A 24,088-nucleotide genomic window follows, 5' to 3' on the forward strand; every position below is an offset into this window, starting at 1 on the left:
CGCGGCCGGCCCACGGCTCAGAGCAGCAGCGCACCGCCCGCGAGCAGGCCCGGCGCGACCGCGAGCGCACCCATCCGCACGCTCCGCCCGGCTGCGCACGCCGCGACGAACGCACCGCCGCGCATCCGCGAGGAGCCCGCGCACACCGTGACCGCGAGCAGCGGGGGCAGCCCCACGGCACCGCTCAGCACGACCACGAGCGGTGCCGCCGGCCGTCCCATGGCACGGGCCGTCCACCGCTGCACGGGCCCGACCCACGCCGCGGTCCGGGCCGCGAGCCCCGACCACCACGCGTCGGCGCCCCCCGCCTGCCCCTGCGCGCCGCGCGCCACCGCGACCCGCACCGCCCGCACCGGCGCCCACCGCGGCGCCGCGCGGACCGACGCGAGCACGGCCGCCTTGCCGAGGGTCTGACCCACGACCACGGCGCCCGCGACCGCGAGCGCGACGGGTGGCGGCTGCGCGAGCGCGACGCCCACGACGTACGCCTCCGCGGCGAACACCGGCGCGAACGACCCGACCAGGCTCATGAGCAGCCCCGTCACGACGAGCCCGACCACGAGCCCCGTCATCAGTCGTCCCGGCGCGCGCCCGGCCGCACCAGCCCCGCCTCGTAGGCCGCGATGACGAGCTGCACGCGGTCGCGGCAGCCGAGCTTGCGCAGCGCCTCCGACACGTGGGACTTCACGGTCGGCTCGGTGATGAACAGCTCGGCACCGACCTCGGCGTTCGACAGCCCGCGCGCGACGGCCGCGACGACCTCGGTCTCGCGCGGCGTCAGCACCGCCAGCGACCGCGCGTCACCGCGCGCGGCGAAGTCCTCGACGAGCCGCCGGGTGACGCTCGCACCGAGCAGCATCGAGCCGTCGGCCACCGCGCGCACGGCCTCGACGAGCCGCGAGGCCGGCACGTCCTTGAGCAGGAACCCCGACGCGCCGGCGCGCAGCGCGTCGAACACGTACTCGTCGAGGTCGAACGTCGTGAGGACGAGCACGCGCGTGCCGGGGTGCGCGGCGGCGATCGCGCGCGTCGCCTCGATGCCGTCCATCACGGGCATGCGCACGTCGACCACCGCGACGTCGGGGCGCGGCGCGGCGACGACGTCGAGCAGCACGGCCCCGTCGCCCGCGTCCCCGACGACGTCCACGTCGGGCGCGGCCGCGAGGATCGCCGCGAAGCCGGCCCGGACCACGGCCTGGTCGTCGGCCACGACCACGCGGATCACGGCGCCACCGCCACGGGCAGGCGGACGTCCACGACGAACCGCGACGCGGTCGCGTCGGCGCGCAGCTCGCCGCCCAGCGCGTCGACGCGCTCGCGCATGCCGACGAGCCCGCGACCGGGACGCACGGGCTCCGCCGGTCCGGTCAGCGGCTGCGACACGCGCAGCCCCACCTCGCCGGCGCGCTGCACGAGCTCGACGTCGACCGGCGCGCCGGGCGCGTGCCGGCGCGCGTTGGTCAGCGCCTCCTGCAGCGCCCGGAACAGCACGTACCCCGCGGCGTCGGGCACGTGCGACCACTCCCCCACGACCCGCACGTCCTGACCCGCGGCGCGCGCGTCCGCGACCAGCCCGTCGACGTCGTGCGCGGTGGGCTGCGGACGACGCGCGACGGACGCGTCGTCGTCGGTGCGGCGCAGCACGTTGAGGGCCTCGCGCAGCTCGCCGAGCGCCTCGCGCGCGTCGCGCGCGACGTCGGCGAGCACGGCGCGCGCGTCGGCGTCGAGGTCGGGGTACTGGTACGGCGCGCTCTCGGCGCGCACCGCGATGAGCGACACGTGGTGCGCGACGACGTCGTGCAGGTCGCGCGCCATGCGGGCCCGCTCGCGCGCGAGGGCGTCGGTGGTGAGCGCGCGCTCCTCCTGCTGCTGCGCGAGCGCCTCGCGCCGGCGGGTCCGCTGCCGGGCGCCGAACGCGAGCGCGACCAGCACGGCACCCGTGACCCACACGACGTACAGCGCGAACGTCAGCCACCGGAACGGCGGGCCGCTCCCGGACGTGACGGCACCGATCGGCGTGAACCCCACGAGGTTGCCGCCGCAGTACACGGCCGCCAGGCCCAGCGCGGCCGCGTACGGCGGCAGCGCCGCGCGCCACGTGCGCAGCGCCGCGACCAGCGCGACGCCGACCAACGCGAGGTACCAGCCGACCATGAACCACCCGGTCCACGGCAGGAACGCGAACGGTGCGGCGGCCACGACGGTCGCGAGCACGGGCCGCCACACCGCGAGGACGACCGCGGCGACGACCACCACCCCCGCGACGCCGGCGACGGCTCGCGCGTCCGCCCCCGGCGTCAGGTCCACGACCCCCGACCACGAGTACCCCATGATCGGCGTGGCCAGCTGGAAGGCCGCGACCAGCACGGCGAGCACGACGGCGGTGCCGAGGCGTTGCCGGTCCGCGCGCACGCGGGGTGCCGCGGCGGTCGGGGCCGAGGCGAGCGGGGTCGACGGGTCGGGCATGTCCCGATCCTCGCGGGCCGCCCACCGGACCTTCCACCGCCCTGGGACGGAGACGACCCGCGACGACCGGACGACGCGCGTCGACCCGGCGCCGCGGGTTCCGCGCGTGGGCGGCGAGGGCTAGCGTCCGGAGCACGGGTGGGCGCCCGCCCACCGACGGGTCGAGGGGGACGGTCATGGCGCACGGCGACATCACGCACGTCGACATCCCGGTCGCGGACACGGCGGCCGCGACGCGGTTCTACGAGGGGCTGTTCGGCTGGCAGATCCGGGAGATCCCGGGCTTCGAGGGGTACCCCATGTGGTCGGCGCCGAACGGCGTGAGCGGCGGCGGGCTCGCGCCGCGCTCGGAGGGCTTCACGCAGCCGCGCAGCTACGTCGAGGTCGACTCGATCGACGACGTCCTGGGCCGTGTCGCCGACCTGGGCGGTCGCGTGCTGCACGGCAAGGAGCCGATCGACGCGACGAGCTGGTGGGCGGTCGTCGCCGACGCGGACGGCAACCACGTGGGGCTGTTCGAGGGCCGCACGGGCGGCGAGGGCTGAAGGTCACGCGCCGCGCACCCCGCCGGCCCGGCGCCGCGGGCGCGCGCCGGCGGGGTACGACGGTCAGCCGCGCAGCGGCAGCACGAGCCGCGTGACGTTGGCCGCGGGGTCGCCGCCGGGCTCGGGGTCGGTGACGTACTCCTCCCAGAAGTCGCCGCGCCCGTCGACGCCGAGCGCGACGCGGTCGCCCTCGACGCGCGCCCACGCGTCGGGCAGCGCGTCGTACGGGCCGGTGTGCGTGAGCACGAGCGCGTCGCCGCCCGGCTGCTCGACGACCGTCACGTCGCCCGAGGTCGCCCCCGCCGCGGCACCCTCGACCGCGAACCCCGCCGCCAGGTCGACCGTGTCGGTCGGCATGCCGTGGTACCAGCCGACCGCCGGGCCGGTGATCGTCCACCCCTCACGCGCGGCGGCGTCGGCGACCTGCCGGTAGGCGGCGTCGTAGAACGCGGGCAGCCCGGCCGTCGGCACGGTGCCGCGCACGGCGGCGAGCGTGACGGTCGGGAGGGTGGTGCGGGTGCTGTCCATCGGGGCCTCTCCTCGCAGGTCCGGCGCCCGGGCGGGCGGCGGTGGCGGTACCGACCGTGCGGGGCGCCCGGACTCACCGGCCACCGTCCCAGGGGACCGTCCCGCCGACCGCCGCGCGGGTGTCGTCCGGCGTCCGTACCGTGGGTCCGTGAGCCTCGCCGCCCCCGTCCGCCAGTGGCGCGCCCGCGCCGGCAGCGCGCTGTTCCTGCGCGTCGCCGGGCCGCACGGGCACCGCTCCCGCGAGCGCATCCACCACCGCGAGGGGCCGCGCTGGTTCGGGCCCGACGCGGCGGTGCGGGTCGTGCACGGGGACGCGTCGATGTTCGTCGGCGGGATCCGGTCGCTGCTGCTGCAGTCGCTGCACCCGGCCGCGATGGCGGGCGTCGCGGGGCACTCGGCGTTCCGCGAGGACCCGTGGGGGCGGCTCGCGCAGACCAGCACGTTCCTCGCGACGACCGTGTTCGGCACGGCCGACGACGCGCAGGCCGCGATCGACGCGGTCCGCACGATCCACGCGCGCGTGCGCGGCGTGAGCCCCGAGGGCATCCCCTACGCGGCGGACGACCCGGACCTGCTGCGCTGGGTGCACGTCGCGGAGATCGAGTCGTTCCTCGACGCGCACACGCGCTACGGCCAGCACCCGCTGAGCCCGGCGCGGGCCGACGAGTACGTCGCGCAGACCGCGCGGATCGGCCGCGCGCTGGGCGCCGTCGACGTGCCGGAGACGGTCGCCGACCTACGCGCGGCGCTCGAGGGCTACCGGCCCGTGCTGCGTGCGACGCCCGCGGCGCTCGACGCCGCGACGTTCCTGCTGCGCGAGCCGCCCGTGCCGTGGACGCTGCGGCCGGGGTACACGGCCCTCACGGCGGCGGCCGTCGAGTCGCTGCCCGCGTGGGCGGCCGACGGCCTGGGTCTGCGGCGGCGCGGCCGCGTCGGGACGGCGCTCGCGCGCGGCGGCGGGCACGTCGCGACCCGCACGGTCCGCTGGCTGCTCGCGGGCCAGCCCGACGGCTGACGCGCGACCGCCGTCCCAGAGCGTGAGGGGTTGCCGCCGGGAGACGGCGGCAACCCCTCACGACCCGTGCGTCGCCGGTCAGCCCAGCGTGACCCGGCGTGCGGCGAGCCAGCCCGCGAGACGGTCCGGCCGGTCGGTGATGATCTCGTCGACCCCCACCTCGACCGCCGCAGCCCAGTGCGCGGGCTCGTCGAGCGTCCACACCGCGACCCGCAGCCCGGCGGCGTGCAGCCGGTCCACGAGGTCGGGGTGCTGCAGGAGCAGCAGCCCGTGCGGGTTGGCCATCGTCACGTCGAGCGCGGCGCACGTCTCGAGCAGGTCGTCGCCGACCTCCGCGAGCAGCAGCCCGCGCCGCATCTGCGGGTCGGCGACGCGCAGCGCCTCGACCGTGCCCGGCCAGAAGCTCTGCACGACCGTGCGGTCCGCGAGCCCCGCGTCCCGCAGCGGCCCCGTGACGCGCGCGACCTCGTCGGCCGTCCACTCGCCCTTGACCTCGCACAGCAGGTCGAGCGACGGGTGCCGGTCGAGCAGCTCGACCACCTCGGCCAGCAGCGGGACCCGCTGCCCGGCGTACGCGGGCGCGAACCACGCCCCGGCGTCGAGCTCGCGGACGGCCGCGAGCGGCGTGTCCTTGAGCCAGCCCGTGCCGGAGGTCGTCGCGTCGAGCGTGTCGTCGTGGATCACCACGACGTGCCCGTCGGACGTCAGCTGCACGTCGAGCTCGATCGAGTCGGCGCCCGCGCGGGCGGCCGCCTCGAACGCGGCGAGCGTGTTCTGCGGTGCGACGGCCGAGTTGCCCCGGTGCGCGACGACCCTGGTCACAGGTACGGCTCCACGTTCTCACGGTAGGCGGTGTCGAGCTTGGGCGCGATCGACGACCACGCCTTCTGCGGGTCCTCGCCGCGCAGCACGATCTGCTCGATGCCCTCGGTGAGGACCTGGTCGGCACCCGGCACGAACACCCGGATCCAGTCCTGCGAGCGGGCCTTGTCGGCGAGCTGGTCGACAGCGGTGCGGAACTGCGGCGTGGACGCGTAGACGGCCTTCATCGCGTCGGACTCGACGGCCGACGTGCGGACCGGCATGTACCCGGTGTTCTGCGAGAAGTACGCGGTCTGGTCGGTGTCGGTGAGGAACTGCAGGAACATCGCCGCGGCGAGCTGCTGCTCGGGCGACTTCGCCTTCGGGATCGCCAGACCCGTGCCGCCCGTCGGCGTGCCGCCGCCCTGCGGGCCGTCCGGCAGGTACGCCGTGCCGACGTCGAACGTGGCCGCGTCGAGGATGCCCTTGAGCGAGCCCGTCGACCCGATGGTCGCCGCGACGACGCCGGACGAGAAGTCGACGGCCGAGTCCTCCGAGACGGTCGCGTAGGCCTCGTCGCCGTGGAAGAGGTCCTGGAGGAACGTGCCGCCCGCGACCGCCTCGGGCGTGTCGAGCGTCGTCGTCCACTCGTCGGAGTACTGCCCGCCCTGGCCCCAGATCATGTTCTCGAACCACCACGCGGCCCACGACGGGCCGGTCGACAGGCCGAGCGGCTTCGAGTCCGCCGGAACCTGGCCGGCGAGCTTCGTCGACCACTCCTGCATCTCGGCCCACGTCTCGGGTCCGCGGTCGGGCAGGCCCGCGGCCGCCCACTTCTCCTTGTTGTAGTAGAAGAGCGGCGTCGAGCGCGCGTACGGCGCGGCCCAGTGCTGGCCGTCGTACTCGTAGTCGCCGTACAGCGCGGGCACGAAGTCGTCGGCGTCGGCGTCCAGGTGCTCGAACACGTCGTCGAGCGGCATGATCTGGTCGTTCAGGTGGTACCGGAACCACCAGACGTCGGACGAGATGACGAGGTCCGGCAGCTCGGACGTCTGCGACGCCGCCTGGAACCGCTGCGCGACCTCGTCGTAGTTGGCGCCCGCCGTGACGAGCGTGACCTTGATGTCGGGGTGCTCGGCCTCGAAGCGCTTGATCAGCTCCTCCTCGACCGGCTTCGACGCGCCCGGGTGGTTGCTCCACCACGTGATCTCGGACGCGGGGGTCACGGTCGACCAGTCGACGGCGTCGGTCGCGGCGGGCTCCGCGGCCTGGCCGGTGGCGATCGTCGGGGTGGTGCAGGCCGTCAGGCCCAGGGCGCCGACGGCGGCCAGGGCGAGCGCCGCGAGGCCGCGGCGGGTCGGGGCGGCACGGTGGGACACGGGGTCTCCTCGGTGTCGGGGGGCGCACGCCACCGGTCGGTGGGCGTGCCGGGGGCCGGGTCCGCGGGGGCGGGTCCGGTGGTCGAGTGGGTGGTGCGGTGCGGGTCAGCCGGTGACGGCGCCCGCGGTGAGGCCGGCCACGAGCCGGCGCTGCAGCACGAGGAACACGGCCAGCACGGGCAGCGTCACGACCGTCGTCGCGGCCAGCAGGACCCCCCAGTTCGTCATGCCGTCGACGTTCTGCAGCAGCGTCAGACCCACGGGCAGGGTCATCTTGCGGGGGTCGTCGACCACGAGGAACGGCCACAGGTAGTCGTTCCACTCGGTGACGACCGCGACGAGCCCCACGGCCGCGACGGTCGGCAACGACATCGGCACGACGAACCGCCACAGCCGCCGCCAGTGACCGGCGCCGTCGAGCTGCGCGGCCTCGAGCACCGAGGTCGGCAGCGACAGGAAGTGCTGGCGGAACAGGAACGTGCCGAACGCGCTGGCCAGGCCCGGCACGAGGATCCCCTGGTAGGTGTTGAGCCACCCCAGGCTCGCGACGAACGTGTAGTTGGGGATGATCGTGATCTGCGGCGGGATCATGAGCGCCGCGAGCACGACCACGAACACGGTCCGCCGGAACGGCACGTCGAGGAACACCAGCGCGTACGCGCAGCACAGGCCGAGCACGACCTTGAGGCCAGCGCCCGCGACCGTGAGGCCGACGCTGTTGGCGAAGAGCGTGCCGAGCGGGACGGTCTGCGCGGCCTGCGCGTAGTTGCCCAGGTCGAGGCCCTGCGGGAGCCACTGCAGCGGCACCGCGTACAGCTCGTCGGGGCGCTTGAGGCTCGCGAGCAGCATCCACAGCAGCGGTGCGCCGAGCACGAGGGTCGCGGCGACGAGCGTCGTGACGCCGGCCGCGTCGAGCACGAGCGCGCGGGGCGGACGGCGGCGCCGACGCGCCGCAGGAGCCGGCGCGTCCGGTGCGGCGGGCGGCTGGGACGCCGGGGCGGGGGTGGACGGGCGGGCGACCCCGGGCGCGCTCATGCGTAGTGCACCTTCCGCTCGACGAACCGCAGCTGCACGGCCGTCACGGCCAGCAGCAGCAGGAAGAGGATCGTCGCGCCGGCCGACGCGTAGCCCGCGCGGCCGTTGACGAAGCCCTCGACGTAGATCTGGTACATCAGCGTGGTCGTCGAGCCGAGCGGGCCGCCCTGCGTCATCGACCGGATGATGTCGAACGACTGCAGCGACGCGAGCAGCATCGTCACGAGCAGGAAGAACGTGGTGGGCGCGAGCAGCGGCAGCACGATCGAGCGCAGCGTCCGCGCGGGGCTCGCGCCGTCGAGCGCGGCGGCGTCGCGCAGGTCCTGAGGCACGGCCTGCAGGCCCGCGAGGTAGATGAGCGCGACGTACCCGAGGTGCTTCCACAGGTAGACGACCACGACCATGACGAGCGGCCAGGGCTCGGCCGTGTACCACTGCGGCGACGTGGCGCCGAACCAGCCGAGCACGGTGGACATGAGCCCGTAGCGCGGGTCGAAGATGAACAGCCACAGGATGCCGACCGCGTACCCGGACAGCACGTAGGGCGCGAACGCGACCGTGCGGGCCAGGCCGCGGCCGGGCAGGCGGCGGTCGAGCAGCAGCGCGAGCGCGAGGCCGAGGACGAGCGCCCCGCCGACGGTCGTCAGGGTGAACACGGCCGTGGTCGTCAGGACCCGGGCCGTCGAGTCGGCCGTGAACCACTCGACGTAGTTGCCGAGGCCGACGAACCGCGCGACGGGCGACCCGAGGTTCCACTGCATGGTCGACAGGTAGAGGCTCTCGAGCAGCGGCTTGTAGACGAACAGCGCCAGCAGCGCGACGTTCGGGCCCGCGAGCAGCGCGAACCAGCCGAGCGCGCGGCGGCGGCGTGCGCGGGCGGCGGCGCCGGGCCGCGCGGCGGCGGGCCGTGACGGGCGCGTGGCCGGTGGCGCGGCGGACGGGCCCGCGCCGGGCGGCGGGGCGAGGACGGCGGTCATGGTGCTCCGGGCGGTCGGGCGCGTCCGGGGGGACGTCGGCGCGGCGGCGACGACGGTGGTCCGTCGTCGTCGGCCCCGGGGTGGGGCCGGACCGTGCTCGAAACTAGGCCGCCCGGTCCGGGCGAATCGCCCACGCGCGGCACCGTTGCCGGAGCGTTCGGCGAGTGTTCACGCAGGTCACCGCCCCGCCACCGGCCGTCCCCCACCTGCCGCCCGGACGTTCACCCACCGTCCGCCACCCGTTCCCCACCCACCGCCGCCACCCGTCACACCCCGGACGCCGAACGCGGACCTCTGCCGGTCATGGAGCTGCAGAACCGGCATAACTCCGCGTTCAGCGGTGCGCGGTCGACTCCCGGGGGACGCATGCCGAACGCGGACCTCGGCCGGTCGTGGAGCTGGAGAACCGGCAGAGGTCCGCGTTCGGCGGCCTGACGTCCGAGGGGGTGGGTGTCAGGCGAGGGTGAGCGTGAGCGTCACGTAGGAGTGCGAGGGCACCTCGACCTCGAGGCCGCGCGCGTGCGGGCGGGCGCCCTCGAACGCCGTCGGCGCGACCGCGTCGGGCTGGTCGGGCGTGTTGTGCGCGTGCAGCGTCCCCGCGGTGAGCACGCGGCCCGCCACGTCGGTGACCTCACGCCCGCGCAGGTCGAGCACGAGCGTCGTCGGGGTCTCGGCGTCCATGTTCGACAGGGACACGAGTGCCGTGCCGTCCTTGGTCGACGCGGACACCGACAGGGTCGCCAGCGCGGAGCCGTCGACCGTGCGCGTGGGCAGGTCGCCCTTGAAGCGGACGTCGAGCGAGCCGGCGTCGTGGTGGCCCGTGTTCATCTCGAACACGTGGTACGTCGGCGTGAGCACGAGCGCGCCCGAGTCGGGGTCGGTGAGGATCATCGCCTGCAGCACGTTGACGGTCTGCGCGATGTTCGCCATCGAGATGCGGCGCGCGTACCGGTGGAAGGTGTCGAAGTGCGTCGAGGCGACGAGCGCGTCGCGCAGCGTGTTCTGCTGGTACAGGAACCCCGGGTTGGTGCCCTCCTCGACGTTCCACCACGTGCCCCACTCGTCGACGACGAGGCCGATGCGCGCGTCGGGGTCGTAGGCGTCCATGACGTTGGCGTGCCCGCGCACGAGCTCCTCGATGCGGCGCGCGCGCTTCATCGTGAGGTACCACTCGTCGGTCGTGAACGACGTCGCGGCGCCCTTGTCGGCCCAGTCGCCGCTCATCGTGTAGTAGTGCATCGACACGTGCTGGAAGAAGCCGCGCGGGTCGCAGCCGCAGCCCAGCTTGGCCGAGACCTTCATGAGCGCCTCGGTCCACGCGTAGTCGTCGGCGTTGGCGCCGGCGGCGATCTTGTCGACCGTGTGGCCACCGTGGTTGCGGATGTACGTCGCGTACTGGCGCGCGAGGTCGGTGTAGTGCTCGGCGGACATGTTGCCGCCGCAGCCCCACGGCTCGTTGCCGATGCCGAAGAACGGCACCTTCCACGGCTCGTCGCGCCCGTTCGCGCGGCGCAGGGACGACATGGGCGAGTCGTCGCCGCGCGTGAGGTACTCGACCCACTCGCTCATCTCGCGCACGGTGCCCGAGCCGACGTTGCCGTTGACGTACGGCTCGGCACCGAGCAGCTCGCACAGGTCCATGAACTCGTGGGTGCCGAAGGAGTTGTCCTCGACGACGTCGCCCCAGTGGCTGTTCACCATGCGCGGCCGCTGGTCGCGCGGGCCGATGCCGTCGCGCCAGTGGTAGTCGTCCGCGAAGCAGCCACCGGGCCAGCGCAGGTTGGGGATCGAGATCGCGCGCAGCGCGTCGACGACGTCCGAGCGGATGCCGCGGACGTTCGGGATCGGCGAGTCCTCGCCGACCCAGAAGCCGCCGTAGATGCAGCGGCCCAGGTGCTCGGCGAAGTGGCCGTAGACGTGGCGGCTGATCGTGGCGCCGGGCAGGTCGAGGTCGATGACGGCGGTCAGCTGGTCGGACACGGGGCTCCTCGGGTGGTCGGTGCGGTGCGCCGACGCGCGTGCCGCCCGGCCCTCGGGTCCGGTTTATCGATACACGCCGTGGTGCAGGGTCGAATATGCTCGGTCGCGCGCCGCACGTCAAGGAGCGGCGCGCCGCCCGACGACGCGAGGAGGGGTCCATGCGACCCGCTGGCGCCCCGACGCTCAAGGACGTCGCGCGCGCCGCCGGCGTCTCGGTCATGACCGTCTCGAACGTCGTCAACGACCGGCCGCGCGTCGGGCCCGAGACCCGCGCCCGCGTGCTCGACGCCATCGCGGACCTCGGCTACGAGGTCAACCTCACCGCGCGTCGCCTGCGCGCCGGCCGCTCCGGCACGGTCGCGTTCGTCGTGCCGCGCGTCGACCACCCGTACTTCGGCCAGCTCGGCGCACAGCTCACCACCGCGCTGCGCGCGAGCGACCGGCACCTCGTCATCGAGCAGACCAACGCCAGCAAGGAGGGCGAGCTCGGCGCGCTGTCCCAGGCCCGGCTCCAGATGTACGACGGCGTGCTGCTGTCCGTCGTCGGCCTCGCGCCGGACGACGTCGACCGCCTGCAGACCCAGCTCCCCCTGGTGCTGCTGGGCGAGCGCCCCATGCCGCCACGGTTCGACCACGTCATGCTCGGCAACGTCGACGGCGCACGCCTCGCCACGGCGCACCTGCTCGCGCGCGGTGCGCGGCGCGTCGCGATCGTCGGCGGCACGCTCGACGACGACCCCGGCGTCTCCGGCTCCCGCACCCAGGGCTGGCGCGAGGCGCACGCCGCGGCCGGCGTCCCCGTCGACGAGCGGCTCGTGCTGCCCGCGCCGTGGCTCGAGGCCGCGCAGGGGCGGCAGGCCGTCGACGACGCGCTCGCGCGCGGGCTCGACCTCGACGGCGTCTTCGCCGTCACCGACCAGGTCGCGATCGGCGCGATGGCCGCGCTGCAGGACCACGGCCGCACGATCCCCGGCGACGTGCAGGTCGTCGGGTTCGACGCGCTCGCGCTCGGCGAGCACGTGTGGCCCGGGCTGACGACCGTCGACCCGCACCACGAGCTGCTCGTCGAGCACGCCGTGCGCCTGCTCGACCTGCGCACCGCGGGCGAGGACGCGCCGCCCGAGCAGATCGTGCTGCCCGTGAGCCTGCTGGAGCGCGGCACGACCCGCTGACCGCGCCCCGCGTCAGGCCCGTGCGGCGTTGCGGCGCCCCCGCCGCCGGAAGGCCACGCACCGTGCCGCGACCCCGGGCGGTCGGCGCGTCGAATCGCTTCACCCGGTGCGGGCGCGACGCGCGGGACGGTAGCAAGACGGGGTCGCCCGTCCCGGTGCGACGACGTCCGTCGAGAGGATCCCCGCGTGCGCCCGTCGCGTGCCACCGTCGTCGCCGCCGCGGTCGCGGCCTGCGTCGCCCTGCTGCCCGTCGCCGCGGCCGCCACCCCCGGCGCCGCACCCCCGCTCGCACCGTCCGGAACCGCCGCGGCGACCTCGCTCGCCGACACCGTCCGCACCGCCGGGCGCGTGCTCCCCGTCGCCGGCACGTGGCAGCACGCGTGGCCCGGCGTGTACTTCGAGGGGCGGTTCCGCGGCACGGGCGTCGGCATCGTGCTCGACGACGCGACGGGCGACTACGACGTCCAGGTCGACGGCCGCACGGTCGAGACGCTCGTGGCCCCCGGCGCGACGACGCACGTGGTCGACGGCCTGCCCGCGGGCGAGCACGACGTGCGCGTCGTCAAGCGCAGCGAGGCCCCGTGGGCGACCAGCACGTTCGGCGGGTTCGTGCCGCACGACGGCAGCGTCGTGCTGCCCGCGCCCGCACCGCGCGGCCTGCAGATCGAGTACGTCGGCGACTCGTACACCGTGGGGTACGGCAACACGTCGACCAGCCGCACCTGCACGGGCGACCAGGTCACCCGCACGACCGACGCGGACCTGAGCTTCGGCGCCCTCACGGCGCGCGCGCTGGGCGCCGACTACCAGCTCAACGCGTTCTCGGGACGCGGCATGGTGCGCAACTACGCCGGCTCCGACGCGGGCACGAGCTACCGCACGTACTACGACCGCGTGCTGCCGTTCGTCCCCGGCACCGCCGGCGGGCCGGCCGCCGGGTGGGACCCCGACGCGGTCGTCATCGGCCTGGGCATCAACGACTTCTCGACCGCGCTCGGCTCGGGCGAGGCGTGGGCGACGCCCGCCGCGCTGCGCGAGGCGTGGGTCGCGGCGTACCACGGGTTCCTCGACGACCTGCGCGACCGCTACGGCGACGACACCTGGCTCGTCGTCTCCGCGACGTCCGTGCACACCGGCACCGACCTGAAGGACCTCGCGCAGCGCGTGGTCGACGAGCGGCGCGCGGCCGGCGACGACCGCGTCGTGTCCTGGTACTACGGCAGCGAGGGCCTCGACTACGGCGGCTGCGACTGGCACCCGTCCGTCCGGGACCACCAGGTGATCGCGGCGCAGCTCACCGACCTGCTCGAGGGCCTGGGGCTCGGCGGCGGGCCGACGCCGTCCCCGACCCCGACGGTCTCCCCCACCCCCACCCCGACGGTCTCCCCCTCCCCGACGCCGACCGCGTCCCCGACGCCCACGCCGAGCCCCACGAGCACGTCCGCGGCCGCGTGCCGCGCGACGCTCACGGTCGGCAGCACGTGGCCCGGCGGCTACCAGGCGACGGTCGACGTGACCGCCGGGACGGCCCCGCTCACGCGCTGGACGACGACGTTCACGCTGCCGGGAGGCGGCGCGGTGACGCAGTCGTGGTCGGCAGCGGTCGCGACGACGGGCTCGACGGTCACCGCGACGAACGCGGCCTGGAACGGTTCGCTCGCGGCGGGCGCGACGACCGCCTTCGGGTTCGTCGGCTCGGGCACGCCACCGACGTCCGGCCCGGTCCCCTGCTCGACGTGACCCGGTCACGACGGGTGTGAGGGGTTACCGCCGCGAGCCGACGGCAACCCCTCACACCCCCGCGCCCGTCGCGCCGGGGCGGCGGCACGTGGCCGGCAGATCAGAGCCCGACCGTCACCGCCCCGGTCGACCCGTCGGCGTACGTGACGTCGAGCTCGACGCCCTGCGCGTTGGCGTCCCGCAGCTCGTCGCCCGGGAACCACAGCACGAACCGGCCGTCGCGCACGCTCGCGTCGACGTCCCCGACGCCCGCGGTCCGCAGCCGCACGCCCGTGACCTCGTCACCGACGCTCCCGGCGACGAGCGACAGGTCGCCGGCCGACGTCGAGCCCGTGCCCAGGTCGGTCACGACGACCCCGCGCGCGGACGGCGCCGGGACGGCGGCGACGCCCGCCGAGCCGAACATCGAGTCGAACAGCCCCGCGGACCCGTCGTCGACGCAGAGCCCGCCGAACCCGCCGTCACCCGCGAGCACGACCGTGGTCCAGGTGCCGCGCTGCTCCGCGACCGCGACCGACGCGCCCGCGAGCGCGTCGGCGTCGGTGGGGGCGATCGACCGGGCGAGCGCGTCACGGCACGCCTCTCCGGCGTCGGCGCGCTGCACGACGGTCGCCTCGGCGGGGGTCGCGGTCCACGTCGCGTACGCGGCGTCGCCGCCGCCCACGAGCGACGGCACCACCACGGCGCCCGCGGCGAGGGCGGCCACGGCGCCGGCGGCGAGCGCGAGCCGTCGCGCGCGGGGCCGGGCGGTGCGGACGTCGGGCCGGGCGTCCGGGTCGGTCTGCACGATGCGCTGCATCGCGGCGCGGGCGCGCGGCGAGCGGGGGTCGACGTGCGGGTCGGCGACGTCGAGCGTGCGCAGCAGGGTGTCGGTGTCGGTGCGGTTCACGGTGCGGGGGTCCTCTCGCGCGGTGTCGTCGCGGGGGACGACGCGGGCAGGTGGTCGAGGTGGGCGCGCAGCGCACGGCGCGCGCGGGACAGCCGCAGGCGGTACGCCACGGCCGAGATGCCGAGCACGCGCGCGGCCCGGGGTGCGTCGAGGCCGTCGAAGACGGTCAGCGCGAGCGTCTCCTGGTGCGCGGCCGACAGCCGCTGCCAGGCACGCCCCAGGTCGACGCGGTGCGCGACGAGGTCGACGTCCTCGTCGGTGACGAGCGGCGGCCCGAGCTGCGCGACGCGCACGGCGAGCGCGGTGCGTCGCTCGTCGCCGCGGCGGTGGTTGAGCATGACGTGGCGGGCGATGCCGAACAGCCATGCACGGGCGTCGTCGGTGTCGGCGGGCAGCTCGTCGAGGCGCCGCCACGCGACGAGGAACGCGTCGGCCGCGACGTCCTCGGCGTGCGTGCCGGCACGGCGCTGCGCGAACCGGACGACGTCGCCGTAGGCGCGTGCGTAGAGGTCGACGAACACGGGGGCTCGGGGGTGGCTCATGCTGCGTTCCTGTCCGGCAGGGGCGCGGGTGTGTCGCCGTGGGTCCAGGATCTCCCGGCGGCGCGCGGGGACGCGTGAGGGGGCGTCGCCGACGCGCGGCGACGCCCCCTCACGGACGTGCTGGTGGTGCGGGTCAGGCGAACGCCTCGGGCAGCGCGGCGCGCACCTTGGCCGGCGTGTCCTCCCAGCCCTCGACGGCCACGCACGGGACGCCGGTCGAGATCACGGGGTAGTCGTTGCCACCCTCGTCGAGCCGGTCGCCGAAGAACACGGCCTGCGCCGGCTCGAGACCCAGGCGCGCGAGCAGCCGGTTGACGCCGTACGCCTTGTCGATGCCCTTGCGGGTGATGTCGACGGACGTCGAGCCGCCCGAGCGGACCTCGAGGTCGGGGAGCTGCTCGGCGACGGCCGCCCGCAGCTTCTCCTTCTTGGCGCCGTCGGGGTCCCACGCGGCCTTGGCGTCGACGGGGGCCTCCTGGCCGAGCGCCGAGAAGGTCACCTGGCTGCCGCGCAGCTCGATGCGGTCGCCCCAGGTGTGCTCCTCCCACAGGCCGAGCTCGCGGGCGGACTCCTCGACGGCGCGCGCGGCGCGCTGGGACTCGTCGTCGGTCAGCGGCTCGCTGTAGACCTCGGACCACTCGCCGCCGTCGTGCACGAGGTAGCGCGTGCCGCACGTCGGCAGCACGTGCAGCCGCGCGAGGGCCGCGGTGTCGTCGATCGACGACAGCAGCTGGGAGTCGAACTGCTCGAAGCGGCCGCCCGAGATGATGCCGACCTGCGCGACGCGCGTGAGCGCGACGATCATGTCCACGATCTCGGGGTGCACCTTGCTCTTCGACGGCGCGAGGGTGTCGTCGAGGTCGAACAGCGCGAGCTCGTAGGTCATGGATCCTCCGTGGGGCGGGCGGTGGCGCGCGCCGCCGGACCGCGGCGCGGCCGCGGTGCGTCGGCGCGGCCGGTGGCGGCGAGGCCCGGGTCGGGCTCGCGTCGGATCACGGTACCCGGTGGGGACCGCGTGCCCGGGGCGGACGACGGGGCGTCGGGTGCCGGGCCTCAGCCGTCGCCCGTGCCGAACAGGACGCGCGACGCCGCCTGCCACTCGGCGACCAGGTCGACGTTCTCGGGGTCGCGCAGCCAGCGCAGCTGCACGCCGTCCATGGTCGCGAGCACGAGGCGCGCGCGGGCGTGCGGCTCGAGGTCGAGGTCGCAGCGGGCCGACGCGTACGTGCGGATGGCTCGCTGCTCGCGCTCGTAGAAGTAGTCGTGCACGGGGTGCACGGGCTGCAGCGCCTCGGCGCTGAGCAGCGCGTAGAGCCGCACGATCTCGGGCTGTGCGGCGTTGCGGGCGACCATCGCGTCGCAGACGTCGGCGAGCAGCATGCCGGGGATCGCGTCGTACAGGTCGTCGCGGGCGACGCCGAGCCGGTCGGCGAGCGCGACGCGGTCGGTCTCGTCGCGGTGCTGGACGACCGCGAGCAGGAGCTTCTCCTTGCTGCCGAAGTGGTGCAGCACCGCGGTGTCGGAGATCCCGCAGCGTCCGGCGATGTCCTGCAGCGAGACGCCCCAGTACCCGCGCTCGGCGATGAGCCGCGACGCGACGTCGATGATCTGCGCCTTGCGCTCGTCGCCGCGCAGCCGCCGCGTGCCTGTCCCCTGCGTGCTCACGTCTTCCTCCGGTCCGTCCGACGGCGCCCGTGACGCTATCACCGGGGCGCTCCGCCCAGCGGGCGGGTGAACGGCTTGACGCGCGGCCCGAGGGGTCTCTATCTTCCCGTTAACTTGGTGGTTGCCAAGCACTAAGTTACTCAACGACGAGGAGGCTCCGGTGAGCCACGCCACCGACCGCACCGCCACCGCGGACAGCACCCACGGAACCACGCCGACGCCGTTCGACGCAGCCGTCGCCCGCGTCCGCGCCGGGGCGGACCCGCAGGCCGAGGCGCGCGGGCTGCACGCCGACCTCACGCCCGCCGAGCAGCTCGCGCTGCTGCACGGCGACACCCCCTTCTGGACCGGGCGTGCCGGGATCATGGAGCACGGCTACAACCACGTGCCGTACCCGATGGGCTCCAACGCGCGGCTCGGCGTCCCCGGCATCCGGTTCATCGACGGCCCGCGCGGCTGCGTGGTCGGCCACGGCACCGCGTTCCCCGTCTCGATGGCACGCGGTGCGTCGTGGGACGTCGAGCTCGAGGAGCAGGTCGGCCGCGCCATCGGCGCCGAGGTGCGCGCCTCGGGCGGCAACCTGTTCGGCGGCGTGTGCATCAACCTGCCGCGGCACCCCGGCTGGGGACGCGTCCAGGAGACGTACTCCGACCAGCCCGTCCTGCTGGGCGAGATGGGCGCCGCCCTCGTGCGCGGCACGCGCGTCCACACCATGCCGTGCGTCAAGCACTACGCGCTCAACTCCATGGAGAACGCCCGGTTCGACGTCGACGTCGAGTGCGCCGACGAGCCCCTGCACGAGGACTACCTCCCGCACTTCGAGCGCGCGATCGGCGCCGGGGCCGCAGCGGTGATGTGCGCGTACAACAAGGTCAACGGGGACTGGTCGAGCGCGAGCAGGTACCTGCTGACGGACGTCCTGCGCGACGCGTGGGGCTTCGAGGGGTTCGTGCTCAGCGACTTCATCTGGGCGATCCGCGACGCGTCCGCGTCGCTCGCCGCGGGCCTCGACCTCGAGGCGCCGTTCGCACAGCTGCGCGCCGACCGCCTGCCGGGCGAGCTGAGCGAGGGCACCGCGAGCTGGGACGACGTGCGCACCTCCGGCGTCCGGCTGCTCGCGACGCAGCTGCGCCACCACGCGACGCGCGAGCAGGCCGAGCCCGACGCCTCGGTCGTCGGGTCGGACGCGCACGTCGCGCTCGCCCGGCGCACCGCGGCCCGCTCCATGGTCCTGCTCCGCAACGAGCACGTCGACGGGCGCCCCGCGCTACCGCTCGACGCGCCCGCGCTCGGGTCCGTGGCCGTCGTCGGCCGCCTCGCCGACGTCCCGAACACCGGCGACCACGGCTCGTCGAACGTGCACGCGACGCACGTCGTGACCCCCCTCGAGGGCCTGCGGACGGCCTTGCCGGGTGTGCGCGTCGACCACCACGACGGTGCCGACGTCGCGGCGGCGGCCACGCTCGCCGCCGGCGCCGACGCCGCGGTGGTCGTCGTCGGCTACACCGCCGCCGAGGAGGGCGAGTGGGTCAACGGGCGCGTCTACGCGCGTGACGACCTCATGGCCCTGTACCCCGAGCCGCGGGACGACTCCGAGCGCGCCGTGCTCGCGACGATGCTCGAACGCGTCGCCGCGTCCGCGGGCAGGCCCGAGGCCGGCGGCGACCGCCGCGACCTGCACCTGCTCGACTCGGACGTCGCGCTCGTGCGTGCGGTCGCCGCGGCCAACCCGCGCACCGTCGTGGTCGTCGAGACCGCGGGCGCCGTGCTCGTCAGCGAGTGGCACGACGCCGTCCCCGCGCTCGTGCTCGCCTGGTACCCCGGGACGGCCGGCGGGCACGCGCTGGCCGACCTCCTGCTGGGCCACGAGGACTTCACGGGTCGTCTGCCGTACGCGATGGCCGCCGACGCCGCGCACCTGCCGCCGTTCGACGTCGACGCGACCCGCGTCACGTACGACCGCTGGTACGGCCAGCGTCTGCTGCAGCGCGACGGGCACGAGGCCGCGTACCCGCTCGGCTTCGGGCTGTCGTACGCGACGTCCACGATCGAGGACGTCGCGGTCGTCGACCGCGACGAGGACGCGCTGACCGTCCACGTCGCCGTGCTCGGCACCGGCGACCGTCCTGCGCGCGTCAACGTCCAGGTCTACGGCACCCGCACCGACGGCGACCGCGCCGGCGAGCGCGAGCTGCTCGGCTTCGGCCTCGTCGACGTCGCCCCCGGTGAGCGCACGACCGCCGTGCTCACCGCCCCCCTGCAGCCGCTCGCCCGGTGGGACCGCGCCACGCGCACGTTCCACGTCCCGCCCGGCGGGCTGCTCGTCGAGGCCGCCCGCCACTGGGGCGCCCCCGACGCCGTCACCACCAGCGTCACCCTCTGACCCCGCCACCCTCTAGCCTCGGAGAACGACCATGTCCGCGCAACGAAGCACCACGGACCCGCAGCCCACCACCTGGACCGGTTCCACGACCGACGCCGACCAGCCGCGCTTCCCCGTCCGCCTGGCCGTCGGCCTCGCCGTCGGCGCGTTCTGCTGGATCGTCGCCTACCTGGGTGCGGTCGGCGTGCTGCTGCCCGCACGCGTCGCCGAGATCGCCCCCGACGACAAGGCCGCGATCATCGCGCTCAACTCGACGGTGTCGATGATCGTCGCGACGCTCGCCAACATCACGATCGGCGCGTCGTCCGACCTGACGCGCTCCCGGTTCGGGCGCCGCACGCCGTGGATCTGGGTGGGCGCGATCGGCTCGCTCGGCTCCCTGTTCGTCCTGGGCCGCGTCACCACCGCCGGGACGCTCATCGCCGCGTGGGCCGTCTACCAGGTGTTCCTCAACGCGATCATCGCGCCGCTGCTCGGCACGCTGTCGGACCGCGTCGCACCCCGCTACCGCGGCACCGCCGCGTCGGCGTACGCGCTCGGCATCGGGGTCGGCACCGGCCTCGGCCAGGTGATCGGCGCGCAGTTCCTCGGCAGCACGGCGACGGGCTTCCTGGTCCTCGGCGTCCTGACGTTCGTCGCCGGGCCGGCCGCCGCGCTGTTCTTCCGCGAGGCGTCGAGCATCCCCATGCCCGCCAAGCCGTTCACCAAGGACCTCGTCCTCGACAACTTCGTCTTCGCCCGCCGTGACGCCCGCGACTACTACCTCGCGCTGTTCGGCAAGTTCTTCATCATGCTGGCGAAGTTCTCGATCCAGGGCTACATGCTCTACATCCTCACGGACTACATGCTCCTGGAGAAGGCGGACGCCGCCCGCTACATCTCGCTGACGGCGACGATCATCATGGTCGCCGGCATCACGATGGCGTTCGTCGCGGGCCCGCTGGCCGACCGGCTCGGCCGCATCAAGCTCCCCGTGGTGATCTCGTCGCTGCTCATCGGTGCGGGCGTCCTCGTGCCGTTCTTCTCGCCCAGCCCGTCGACGATCGTCGCGTACGCGGTGCTCGCCGGCATCGGGTTCGGCGCGTTCAACGCGGTCGACCAGGCGCTGAACATCTCGGTGCTGCCCAACCCGGCGACGGCCGCCAAGGACCTCGGCATCCTCAACCTGTCGAACACCGGCGGGCAGATCGCGGGCCCGCTGCTCGCGGCCGCGGTCATCACCGCCTCGGGCGGGTACCGGCTGCTCTTCGTTCTCGCCGCCGGCTCGGCGCTCGTCGGCGCCGCGCTCTTCACGGCCGTGCGCCGGGTGCGCTGACGCCCGTGCTCCTGCTGGTCCTCGCGTCGGTGCTCGCCGGCGCCACGCTGCAGCGCGTGTCCGGGATCGGGTTCGCCATGGTGGTGGCCCCGTTCACGGTCATCGCGCTCGGCCCGGCCCAGGGCGTCGTCCTGGTCCAGGTGTGCGGCGTGGCGTCGGCGGCGCTGGTGCTCAGCCGCGTCGTGCGGGACACCGACTGGGCGACGTTCGCGCGGCTGCTGCCCGGCAGCGCGCTCGGCGTGGTCGCCGGCGCGCTGCTGGCCGGGCGGGTGCCCGACGGCCCCGCGCAGGTGCTCAGCGCGGTCGTCATGCTGGTGACGCTCGCGGCCTCCGTGCTCGTGGGGCGGCTGCGCGAGCTGCCCCGCAGCCCGGTCGTGCTCACCGCGGCCGGCGGCACGGCCGGCCTCATGACCGTGCTGGCCGGCGTCGGCGGCGTCGCGCTCACGGCGCTCCAGCAGGCCACCCGGTGGGAGCACCGGGTGTTCCTGGCGACGCTGCAGCCCTACCTGATCGCGCTGTCGACCGGCACCGTCGTCGCACGCGTCGTCGTGTCACCCGCGGCGTGGCCGTCCCTGTCGCCGGCCGCGTGGGCGGGCGTGGCGGCGGCCCTCGCCGTCGGCATCCTGGCGGGCGGGCGGGCCGCCCGCTGGCTGAGCGGCCCCGCGGCCGCCCGCGTCACGCTCGCGCTGTCGCTCGCGGGTGCCGTCGTCGCCCTGGTGGACGGCCTCGTCGGCCCCTGAGCCTCACGGCGTGACGCGGGCGGCAGGTCAGGCGCCGCCGCGCGTGCAGAGCACGCGCTCGCGCATGACGTCGACCGCGGCGCCCCACGTGTGGACCGCGCTCACGGCGCCCCGCCACGACGACGCGCCGTCGGGCGTGCCGCCGACCCGGAACGGCCCCGACGCGGCCGGCGCCGACGCGAGACCGACGGGCGTGCCCGTCTGCGGAGCCATGGAGCCCGGCTCGTCGGCCGTGCCGATCTCGCAGACGTCGACCCGGACCGTGCCGGTGGCGGCGTCACGGACGCCGAACACGCCGTACCAGGACCCGGGGGTCACCGGGATGGTCGCGGTCGCGACCGCCGTGCCGCCCGTCGCGTCCTGCACCTCGAACTCCCAGCAGAGCGCGGCGCTGTCGGCGCACGCCGTCGCACCGGTGCCGAGCGTGAAGCCGCTCGCGGTGCCGCCGTCCTGGCTGAGGACGGCGCCGGGCGCCGAGCCGTCGGCTCGCACGAAGGCGGCGACCGTGAAGCTGCCGGTGGTGTCCACGACGGGGCCCGGCGCGGCGGCGCCGTCGCCGTCCTCGTCGAGCAGCAGCGCGCTGTCCTCGTCGAGCCATCCCAGGTCGGCGAGCACGCCGCCCGTCCAGGTGGTCGACGGCGTCAGCGCGAGGTCGGGGCCGCCGAGCGCGTCGGCGGCGGTCCCGCCCTCGCCCTCGTCGAGGAGCCACTGCGCGTTGCCGACGGGGGCGCTGCTCGCGGACGCGACCGTGAACCGGTAGAGCCGCTCGGGCCCGACGTTGCCCGCACGGTCCACCGCGGCGGCGACGAGCGCGACCGGTCCGGCCGTGGCGGGCGTGAACGTCACCGTCGCGGCCGTCGTGCCCGGCTCGACCGCGACCGTGGCCTGACCACCGTCGAACCCGTACCGGAACGCCACGACGTCCGCGTCGGCCGCCTCGAGCCGGAACGCGCCGGCGACGCCGACGCCGCCGGACGTCGCGTCCTCGCCGTACACGGCGCCCGCGCCGGGGACCGCCGTCACGGACGTCTCGCCGGGCGCCGTCACGTCGACGACGACGCGGCACCGCACGGTCGGGCTCTTGCGGCCGTGCTCGTCCTTGGCCTGCACGCGCCACTCGTAGGTCCGGCCGTCGACGAGCAGGCCTGCGGGAACCTCGACGGCGTGCTCGGCGCCCGACGCCTGCGGGGCCGTGGCGGGCGGCGACCAGAGCTTGCGCCCGCTCGTCCCGTCACGCAGCGTGAACGTGGCCCGCACGGCGTCGCCGTCCGCGTCGACCAGCGTCGCCCGCAGCGTCGGGGTGAGCGAGCGGACCACGGGCAGCACCGCGCCGGTCGTGCACGCCGCACCCGGAGGGCTCGTGGTGAGCGCCGCCGGGCGGTCCGGCGCGTGGTTGCGGCCGTGGGCCTGCGCGGCTCCGGGGACGAGCGCGAGACCGACCGTCAGCGCGGTGACGGCGGCCAGGCGCAGCGCGCCGGCTGGACGGGGGAACGACACGGGACCCTGCTCTCCGCACCGTCGTGCGTGGGCCGGCGCTCGCCGGTCGTCACGGTGCGTCCGGACGCTAGCGAAGCCCGCCGACAGCCGGGACCGGTTCGGCGCAGAACCGCCCGATCGCCGCGCCGCGCACAACGTGGGAGCGTCAGACCTCGCCCGCCGCCAGCGGCCGGTCCATGCCGACGACGCCCAGCTCGACGCGTGCGATCCCGTCGAGCGGCAGCGCCGACGACGCGCCCAGGCCCGACGCCTCGCGCTCGCCCGTGCTGGTCCAGGTGGCGACGACGGTCCGCTCGCCGTCGTCGCCGACGAGCACCATCTCGTAGACCCCGACGGGCAGCTCGGCGGCCTCGTACGCGCACGACCAGTCGAGGCGCGTGCCCCAGCCCGCGGGGACCAGCGTGAGGTCGGCCGTGACGCCCGACCCGCCGACGGGGGTCAGTGCGACCGTACGCGCGTCGGCGGCGACCGCCGCGGGCCGGGGCGCGGTCGCCGACGTCACCGCGGACCCCGCGACGCCGCCCAGCACGACGAGCGCCGCGGCCGCACCCACGAGCGCGAACCGGCGGCGCGCCCTGCGGTGCCGGGCCGCGGCCGCGACGCGTGCGAGCGGCACGACCTGCGCACCGGCGCCGGCGTCCGCGGCGGGCGACCCGTCGTCGCCGCCGACGGACGAGGCACGGGCCCCGGGGGCGGCGGACGCGCCCGCCGGCTCGCCGGGCAGCGCGAGCGCGACGTCCGGCGGCACCATCGCGAGCAGCCCGGGGACCCCGGCGAGCTCGCCGACGGCCGCGCGGCACTGCGCGCACCCGGCGAGGTGCGCCTCGAAGTCGCGCCGCTCCGCGGGCGCGAGGGCGCCCAGCACGTACGCGGCGTCCCACTCCCGGTACGGGTCGGCGGTCATGACGTCACTCCCCTCTCCTGCAGCGCCAGCCGCAGCGCGCGCAGCCCGTAGTGCAGCCGCGACTTCACGGTGCCGGGCGGCACGCCGTGCTCGGCGGCGAGCTCGGCGACGGACCGGCCGCCGTAGTACGCGCCGACGACGACCGCGCGGTGGTCGTCGGACAGCGCGCCGAGCGCGTCGGCGACGAGCCACCGGTCGAGCGCCTCCTGCGTGCCGTCGGCCGTCGCGGCGTCCGGCACGGCGTCGGTGGGCAGCTCGCGCCGCCGGGCGGCCGACCGCGCGTCGTCGACCACGAGGTTGCGGGCGACCGTGAACAGCCAGGCCCGCACCGACGGCTCGGGCCGGGTCAGCACGTCGGGGTGCCGCCACGCGCGCAGGAGCGTCTCCTGCACGACGTCCTGCGCGCGGGCGGCGTCGGTGAGGCGCGCGACGTACCGGTGCAGCGCGTCGGCGTGCGCGTCGTGCACGGCGCGCAGCAGCTCGTCGGCGTCCGGCGTCACGTCACCCCTCCCCTC

The 24,088-nt window shown here is 75.6% G+C and carries 23 protein-coding genes; 7 read left to right on the top strand and 16 right to left on the bottom strand.

All coding sequences use genetic code 11. The features are described 5' to 3' along the window. Positions 1 to 17 precede the first annotated feature (17 nt). The 3 genes from E4A51_RS09320 to E4A51_RS09330 are packed head-to-tail and all read right to left on the bottom strand — an operon-like array spanning position 18 to position 2,466. A complete protein-coding gene (locus E4A51_RS09320; protein WP_070319907.1) occupies positions 18 to 572 on the bottom strand; it encodes a hypothetical protein in 555 nt (184 codons plus the stop codon). Beyond that, positions 572 to 1,225 (bottom strand): response regulator transcription factor, encoded by a 654-nt coding sequence (locus E4A51_RS09325; RefSeq protein ID WP_134851568.1) that lies wholly within the window; start codon positions 1,223 to 1,225, stop codon positions 572 to 574. Before E4A51_RS09325 ends, E4A51_RS09320 begins: the two co-directional genes overlap by 1 nt. Beyond that, positions 1,222 to 2,466, bottom strand: a complete 1,245-nt coding sequence (locus E4A51_RS09330; RefSeq protein WP_134851569.1) for a sensor histidine kinase — start codon at positions 2,464 to 2,466, stop codon at positions 1,222 to 1,224. Before E4A51_RS09330 ends, E4A51_RS09325 begins: the two co-directional genes overlap by 4 nt. 176 nt (positions 2,467 to 2,642) lie before the next feature. Between E4A51_RS09330 and E4A51_RS09335 the strand changes: the two genes are divergently transcribed. Continuing rightward, positions 2,643 to 3,011 carry a VOC family protein gene (locus E4A51_RS09335; protein WP_070319910.1) on the top strand — a complete coding sequence of 123 codons (369 nt, stop codon included), beginning with the start codon at positions 2,643 to 2,645 and terminating at the stop codon, positions 3,009 to 3,011. 63 nt (positions 3,012 to 3,074) lie between these two features. Here E4A51_RS09335 and E4A51_RS09340 read toward each other — a convergent pair whose 3' ends face one another. Next, the gene (locus E4A51_RS09340) at positions 3,075 to 3,539 is read right to left on the bottom strand and encodes a GyrI-like domain-containing protein (protein ID WP_134851570.1); all 465 of its coding nucleotides are present in this window, start codon (positions 3,537 to 3,539) and stop codon (positions 3,075 to 3,077) included. A 148-nt stretch (positions 3,540 to 3,687) separates the two neighbouring features. On the opposite strand from E4A51_RS09340, the gene E4A51_RS09345 reads away from it, so the two are divergent. Next, positions 3,688 to 4,554: an oxygenase MpaB family protein gene (locus E4A51_RS09345; protein WP_070319912.1), complete on the top strand. Its 867-nt coding sequence runs from the start codon at positions 3,688 to 3,690 to the stop codon at positions 4,552 to 4,554. A gap of 78 nt (positions 4,555 to 4,632) precedes the next feature. On the opposite strand, the gene E4A51_RS09350 is transcribed toward E4A51_RS09345, so the two are convergent. The 5 genes from E4A51_RS09350 to E4A51_RS09370 all read right to left on the bottom strand — a co-directional run bounded on the left by E4A51_RS09350 (position 4,633) and on the right by E4A51_RS09370 (position 10,726). Further along, a complete protein-coding gene (locus E4A51_RS09350) occupies positions 4,633 to 5,376 on the bottom strand; it encodes a glycerophosphodiester phosphodiesterase family protein (protein ID WP_070319913.1) in 744 nt (247 codons plus the stop codon). Further along, positions 5,373 to 6,734, bottom strand: coding sequence for an ABC transporter substrate-binding protein (locus tag E4A51_RS09355; protein ID WP_134851571.1), 1,362 nt, complete (start codon positions 6,732 to 6,734; stop codon positions 5,373 to 5,375). The genes E4A51_RS09350 and E4A51_RS09355 overlap by 4 nt, the downstream gene beginning before the upstream one ends. A 105-nt stretch (positions 6,735 to 6,839) precedes the next feature. Beyond that, positions 6,840 to 7,769, bottom strand: coding sequence for a carbohydrate ABC transporter permease (locus E4A51_RS09360; protein ID WP_134851572.1), 930 nt, complete (start codon positions 7,767 to 7,769; stop codon positions 6,840 to 6,842). Continuing rightward, the gene (locus E4A51_RS09365; protein ID WP_134851573.1) at positions 7,766 to 8,746 is read right to left on the bottom strand and encodes a carbohydrate ABC transporter permease; all 981 of its coding nucleotides are present in this window, start codon (positions 8,744 to 8,746) and stop codon (positions 7,766 to 7,768) included. The genes E4A51_RS09360 and E4A51_RS09365 overlap by 4 nt, the downstream gene beginning before the upstream one ends. Positions 8,747 to 9,199: 453 nt before the next feature. Next, the gene (locus tag E4A51_RS09370) at positions 9,200 to 10,726 is read right to left on the bottom strand and encodes an alpha-N-arabinofuranosidase (RefSeq protein WP_134851574.1); all 1,527 of its coding nucleotides are present in this window, start codon (positions 10,724 to 10,726) and stop codon (positions 9,200 to 9,202) included. Between the two features lie 158 nt (positions 10,727 to 10,884). On the opposite strand from E4A51_RS09370, the gene E4A51_RS09375 reads away from it, so the two are divergent. After that, positions 10,885 to 11,898, top strand: a complete 1,014-nt coding sequence (locus E4A51_RS09375; RefSeq protein WP_046529609.1) for a LacI family DNA-binding transcriptional regulator — start codon at positions 10,885 to 10,887, stop codon at positions 11,896 to 11,898. A 186-nt stretch (positions 11,899 to 12,084) separates the two neighbouring features. Then, entirely contained in the window at positions 12,085 to 13,638 is a 1,554-nt protein-coding gene (locus tag E4A51_RS09380) for a cellulose binding domain-containing protein (RefSeq protein ID WP_134851575.1), read from the top strand. Between the two features lie 100 nt (positions 13,639 to 13,738). On the opposite strand, the gene E4A51_RS09385 is transcribed toward E4A51_RS09380, so the two are convergent. From E4A51_RS09385 to E4A51_RS09400, 4 genes are all read right to left on the bottom strand, one after another. Further along, complete coding sequence (locus E4A51_RS09385; protein ID WP_134851576.1) at positions 13,739 to 14,527, bottom strand: hypothetical protein; 789 nt, start codon at positions 14,525 to 14,527, stop codon at positions 13,739 to 13,741. After that, positions 14,524 to 15,069: an RNA polymerase sigma factor gene (locus tag E4A51_RS09390; RefSeq protein ID WP_134851577.1), complete on the bottom strand. Its 546-nt coding sequence runs from the start codon at positions 15,067 to 15,069 to the stop codon at positions 14,524 to 14,526. The genes E4A51_RS09385 and E4A51_RS09390 overlap by 4 nt, the downstream gene beginning before the upstream one ends. Positions 15,070 to 15,202: 133 nt before the next feature. Continuing rightward, the gene (locus tag E4A51_RS09395) at positions 15,203 to 15,955 is read right to left on the bottom strand and encodes an HAD-IIB family hydrolase (RefSeq protein WP_046529617.1); all 753 of its coding nucleotides are present in this window, start codon (positions 15,953 to 15,955) and stop codon (positions 15,203 to 15,205) included. A gap of 167 nt (positions 15,956 to 16,122) precedes the next feature. Then, positions 16,123 to 16,734 (bottom strand): TetR/AcrR family transcriptional regulator, encoded by a 612-nt coding sequence (locus tag E4A51_RS09400; RefSeq protein ID WP_134851578.1) that lies wholly within the window; start codon positions 16,732 to 16,734, stop codon positions 16,123 to 16,125. Positions 16,735 to 16,894: 160 nt separating this feature from the next. On the opposite strand from E4A51_RS09400, the gene E4A51_RS09405 reads away from it, so the two are divergent. From E4A51_RS09405 to E4A51_RS09415, 3 genes are read left to right on the top strand one after another with little or no spacing between them, the layout of a single operon-like run. Further along, positions 16,895 to 19,117: a glycoside hydrolase family 3 C-terminal domain-containing protein gene (locus E4A51_RS09405; protein WP_134851579.1), complete on the top strand. Its 2,223-nt coding sequence runs from the start codon at positions 16,895 to 16,897 to the stop codon at positions 19,115 to 19,117. A gap of 31 nt (positions 19,118 to 19,148) precedes the next feature. After that, positions 19,149 to 20,432, top strand: a complete 1,284-nt coding sequence (locus tag E4A51_RS09410; protein ID WP_134851580.1) for an MFS transporter — start codon at positions 19,149 to 19,151, stop codon at positions 20,430 to 20,432. A gap of 5 nt (positions 20,433 to 20,437) precedes the next feature. Further along, complete coding sequence (locus E4A51_RS09415) at positions 20,438 to 21,172, top strand: TSUP family transporter (RefSeq protein WP_167748883.1); 735 nt, start codon at positions 20,438 to 20,440, stop codon at positions 21,170 to 21,172. Between the two features lie 27 nt (positions 21,173 to 21,199). Here E4A51_RS09415 and E4A51_RS09420 read toward each other — a convergent pair whose 3' ends face one another. The 3 genes from E4A51_RS09420 to E4A51_RS09430 all read right to left on the bottom strand — a co-directional run bounded on the left by E4A51_RS09420 (position 21,200) and on the right by E4A51_RS09430 (position 24,073). Then, positions 21,200 to 22,669, bottom strand: a complete 1,470-nt coding sequence (locus E4A51_RS09420; RefSeq protein ID WP_070320038.1) for a LamG-like jellyroll fold domain-containing protein — start codon at positions 22,667 to 22,669, stop codon at positions 21,200 to 21,202. A 145-nt stretch (positions 22,670 to 22,814) separates the two neighbouring features. Beyond that, positions 22,815 to 23,573, bottom strand: coding sequence for an anti-sigma factor (locus E4A51_RS09425; RefSeq protein ID WP_134851583.1), 759 nt, complete (start codon positions 23,571 to 23,573; stop codon positions 22,815 to 22,817). Continuing rightward, positions 23,570 to 24,073 carry a sigma-70 family RNA polymerase sigma factor gene (locus E4A51_RS09430; protein WP_070320040.1) on the bottom strand — a complete coding sequence of 168 codons (504 nt, stop codon included), beginning with the start codon at positions 24,071 to 24,073 and terminating at the stop codon, positions 23,570 to 23,572. Before E4A51_RS09430 ends, E4A51_RS09425 begins: the two co-directional genes overlap by 4 nt. Positions 24,074 to 24,088: the final 15 nt, after the last annotated feature.

This window comes from Cellulomonas sp. HD19AZ1 (genome assembly GCF_004535805.1).
In the GTDB taxonomy this organism is placed as follows: domain Bacteria; phylum Actinomycetota; class Actinomycetes; order Actinomycetales; family Cellulomonadaceae; genus Cellulomonas; species Cellulomonas iranensis.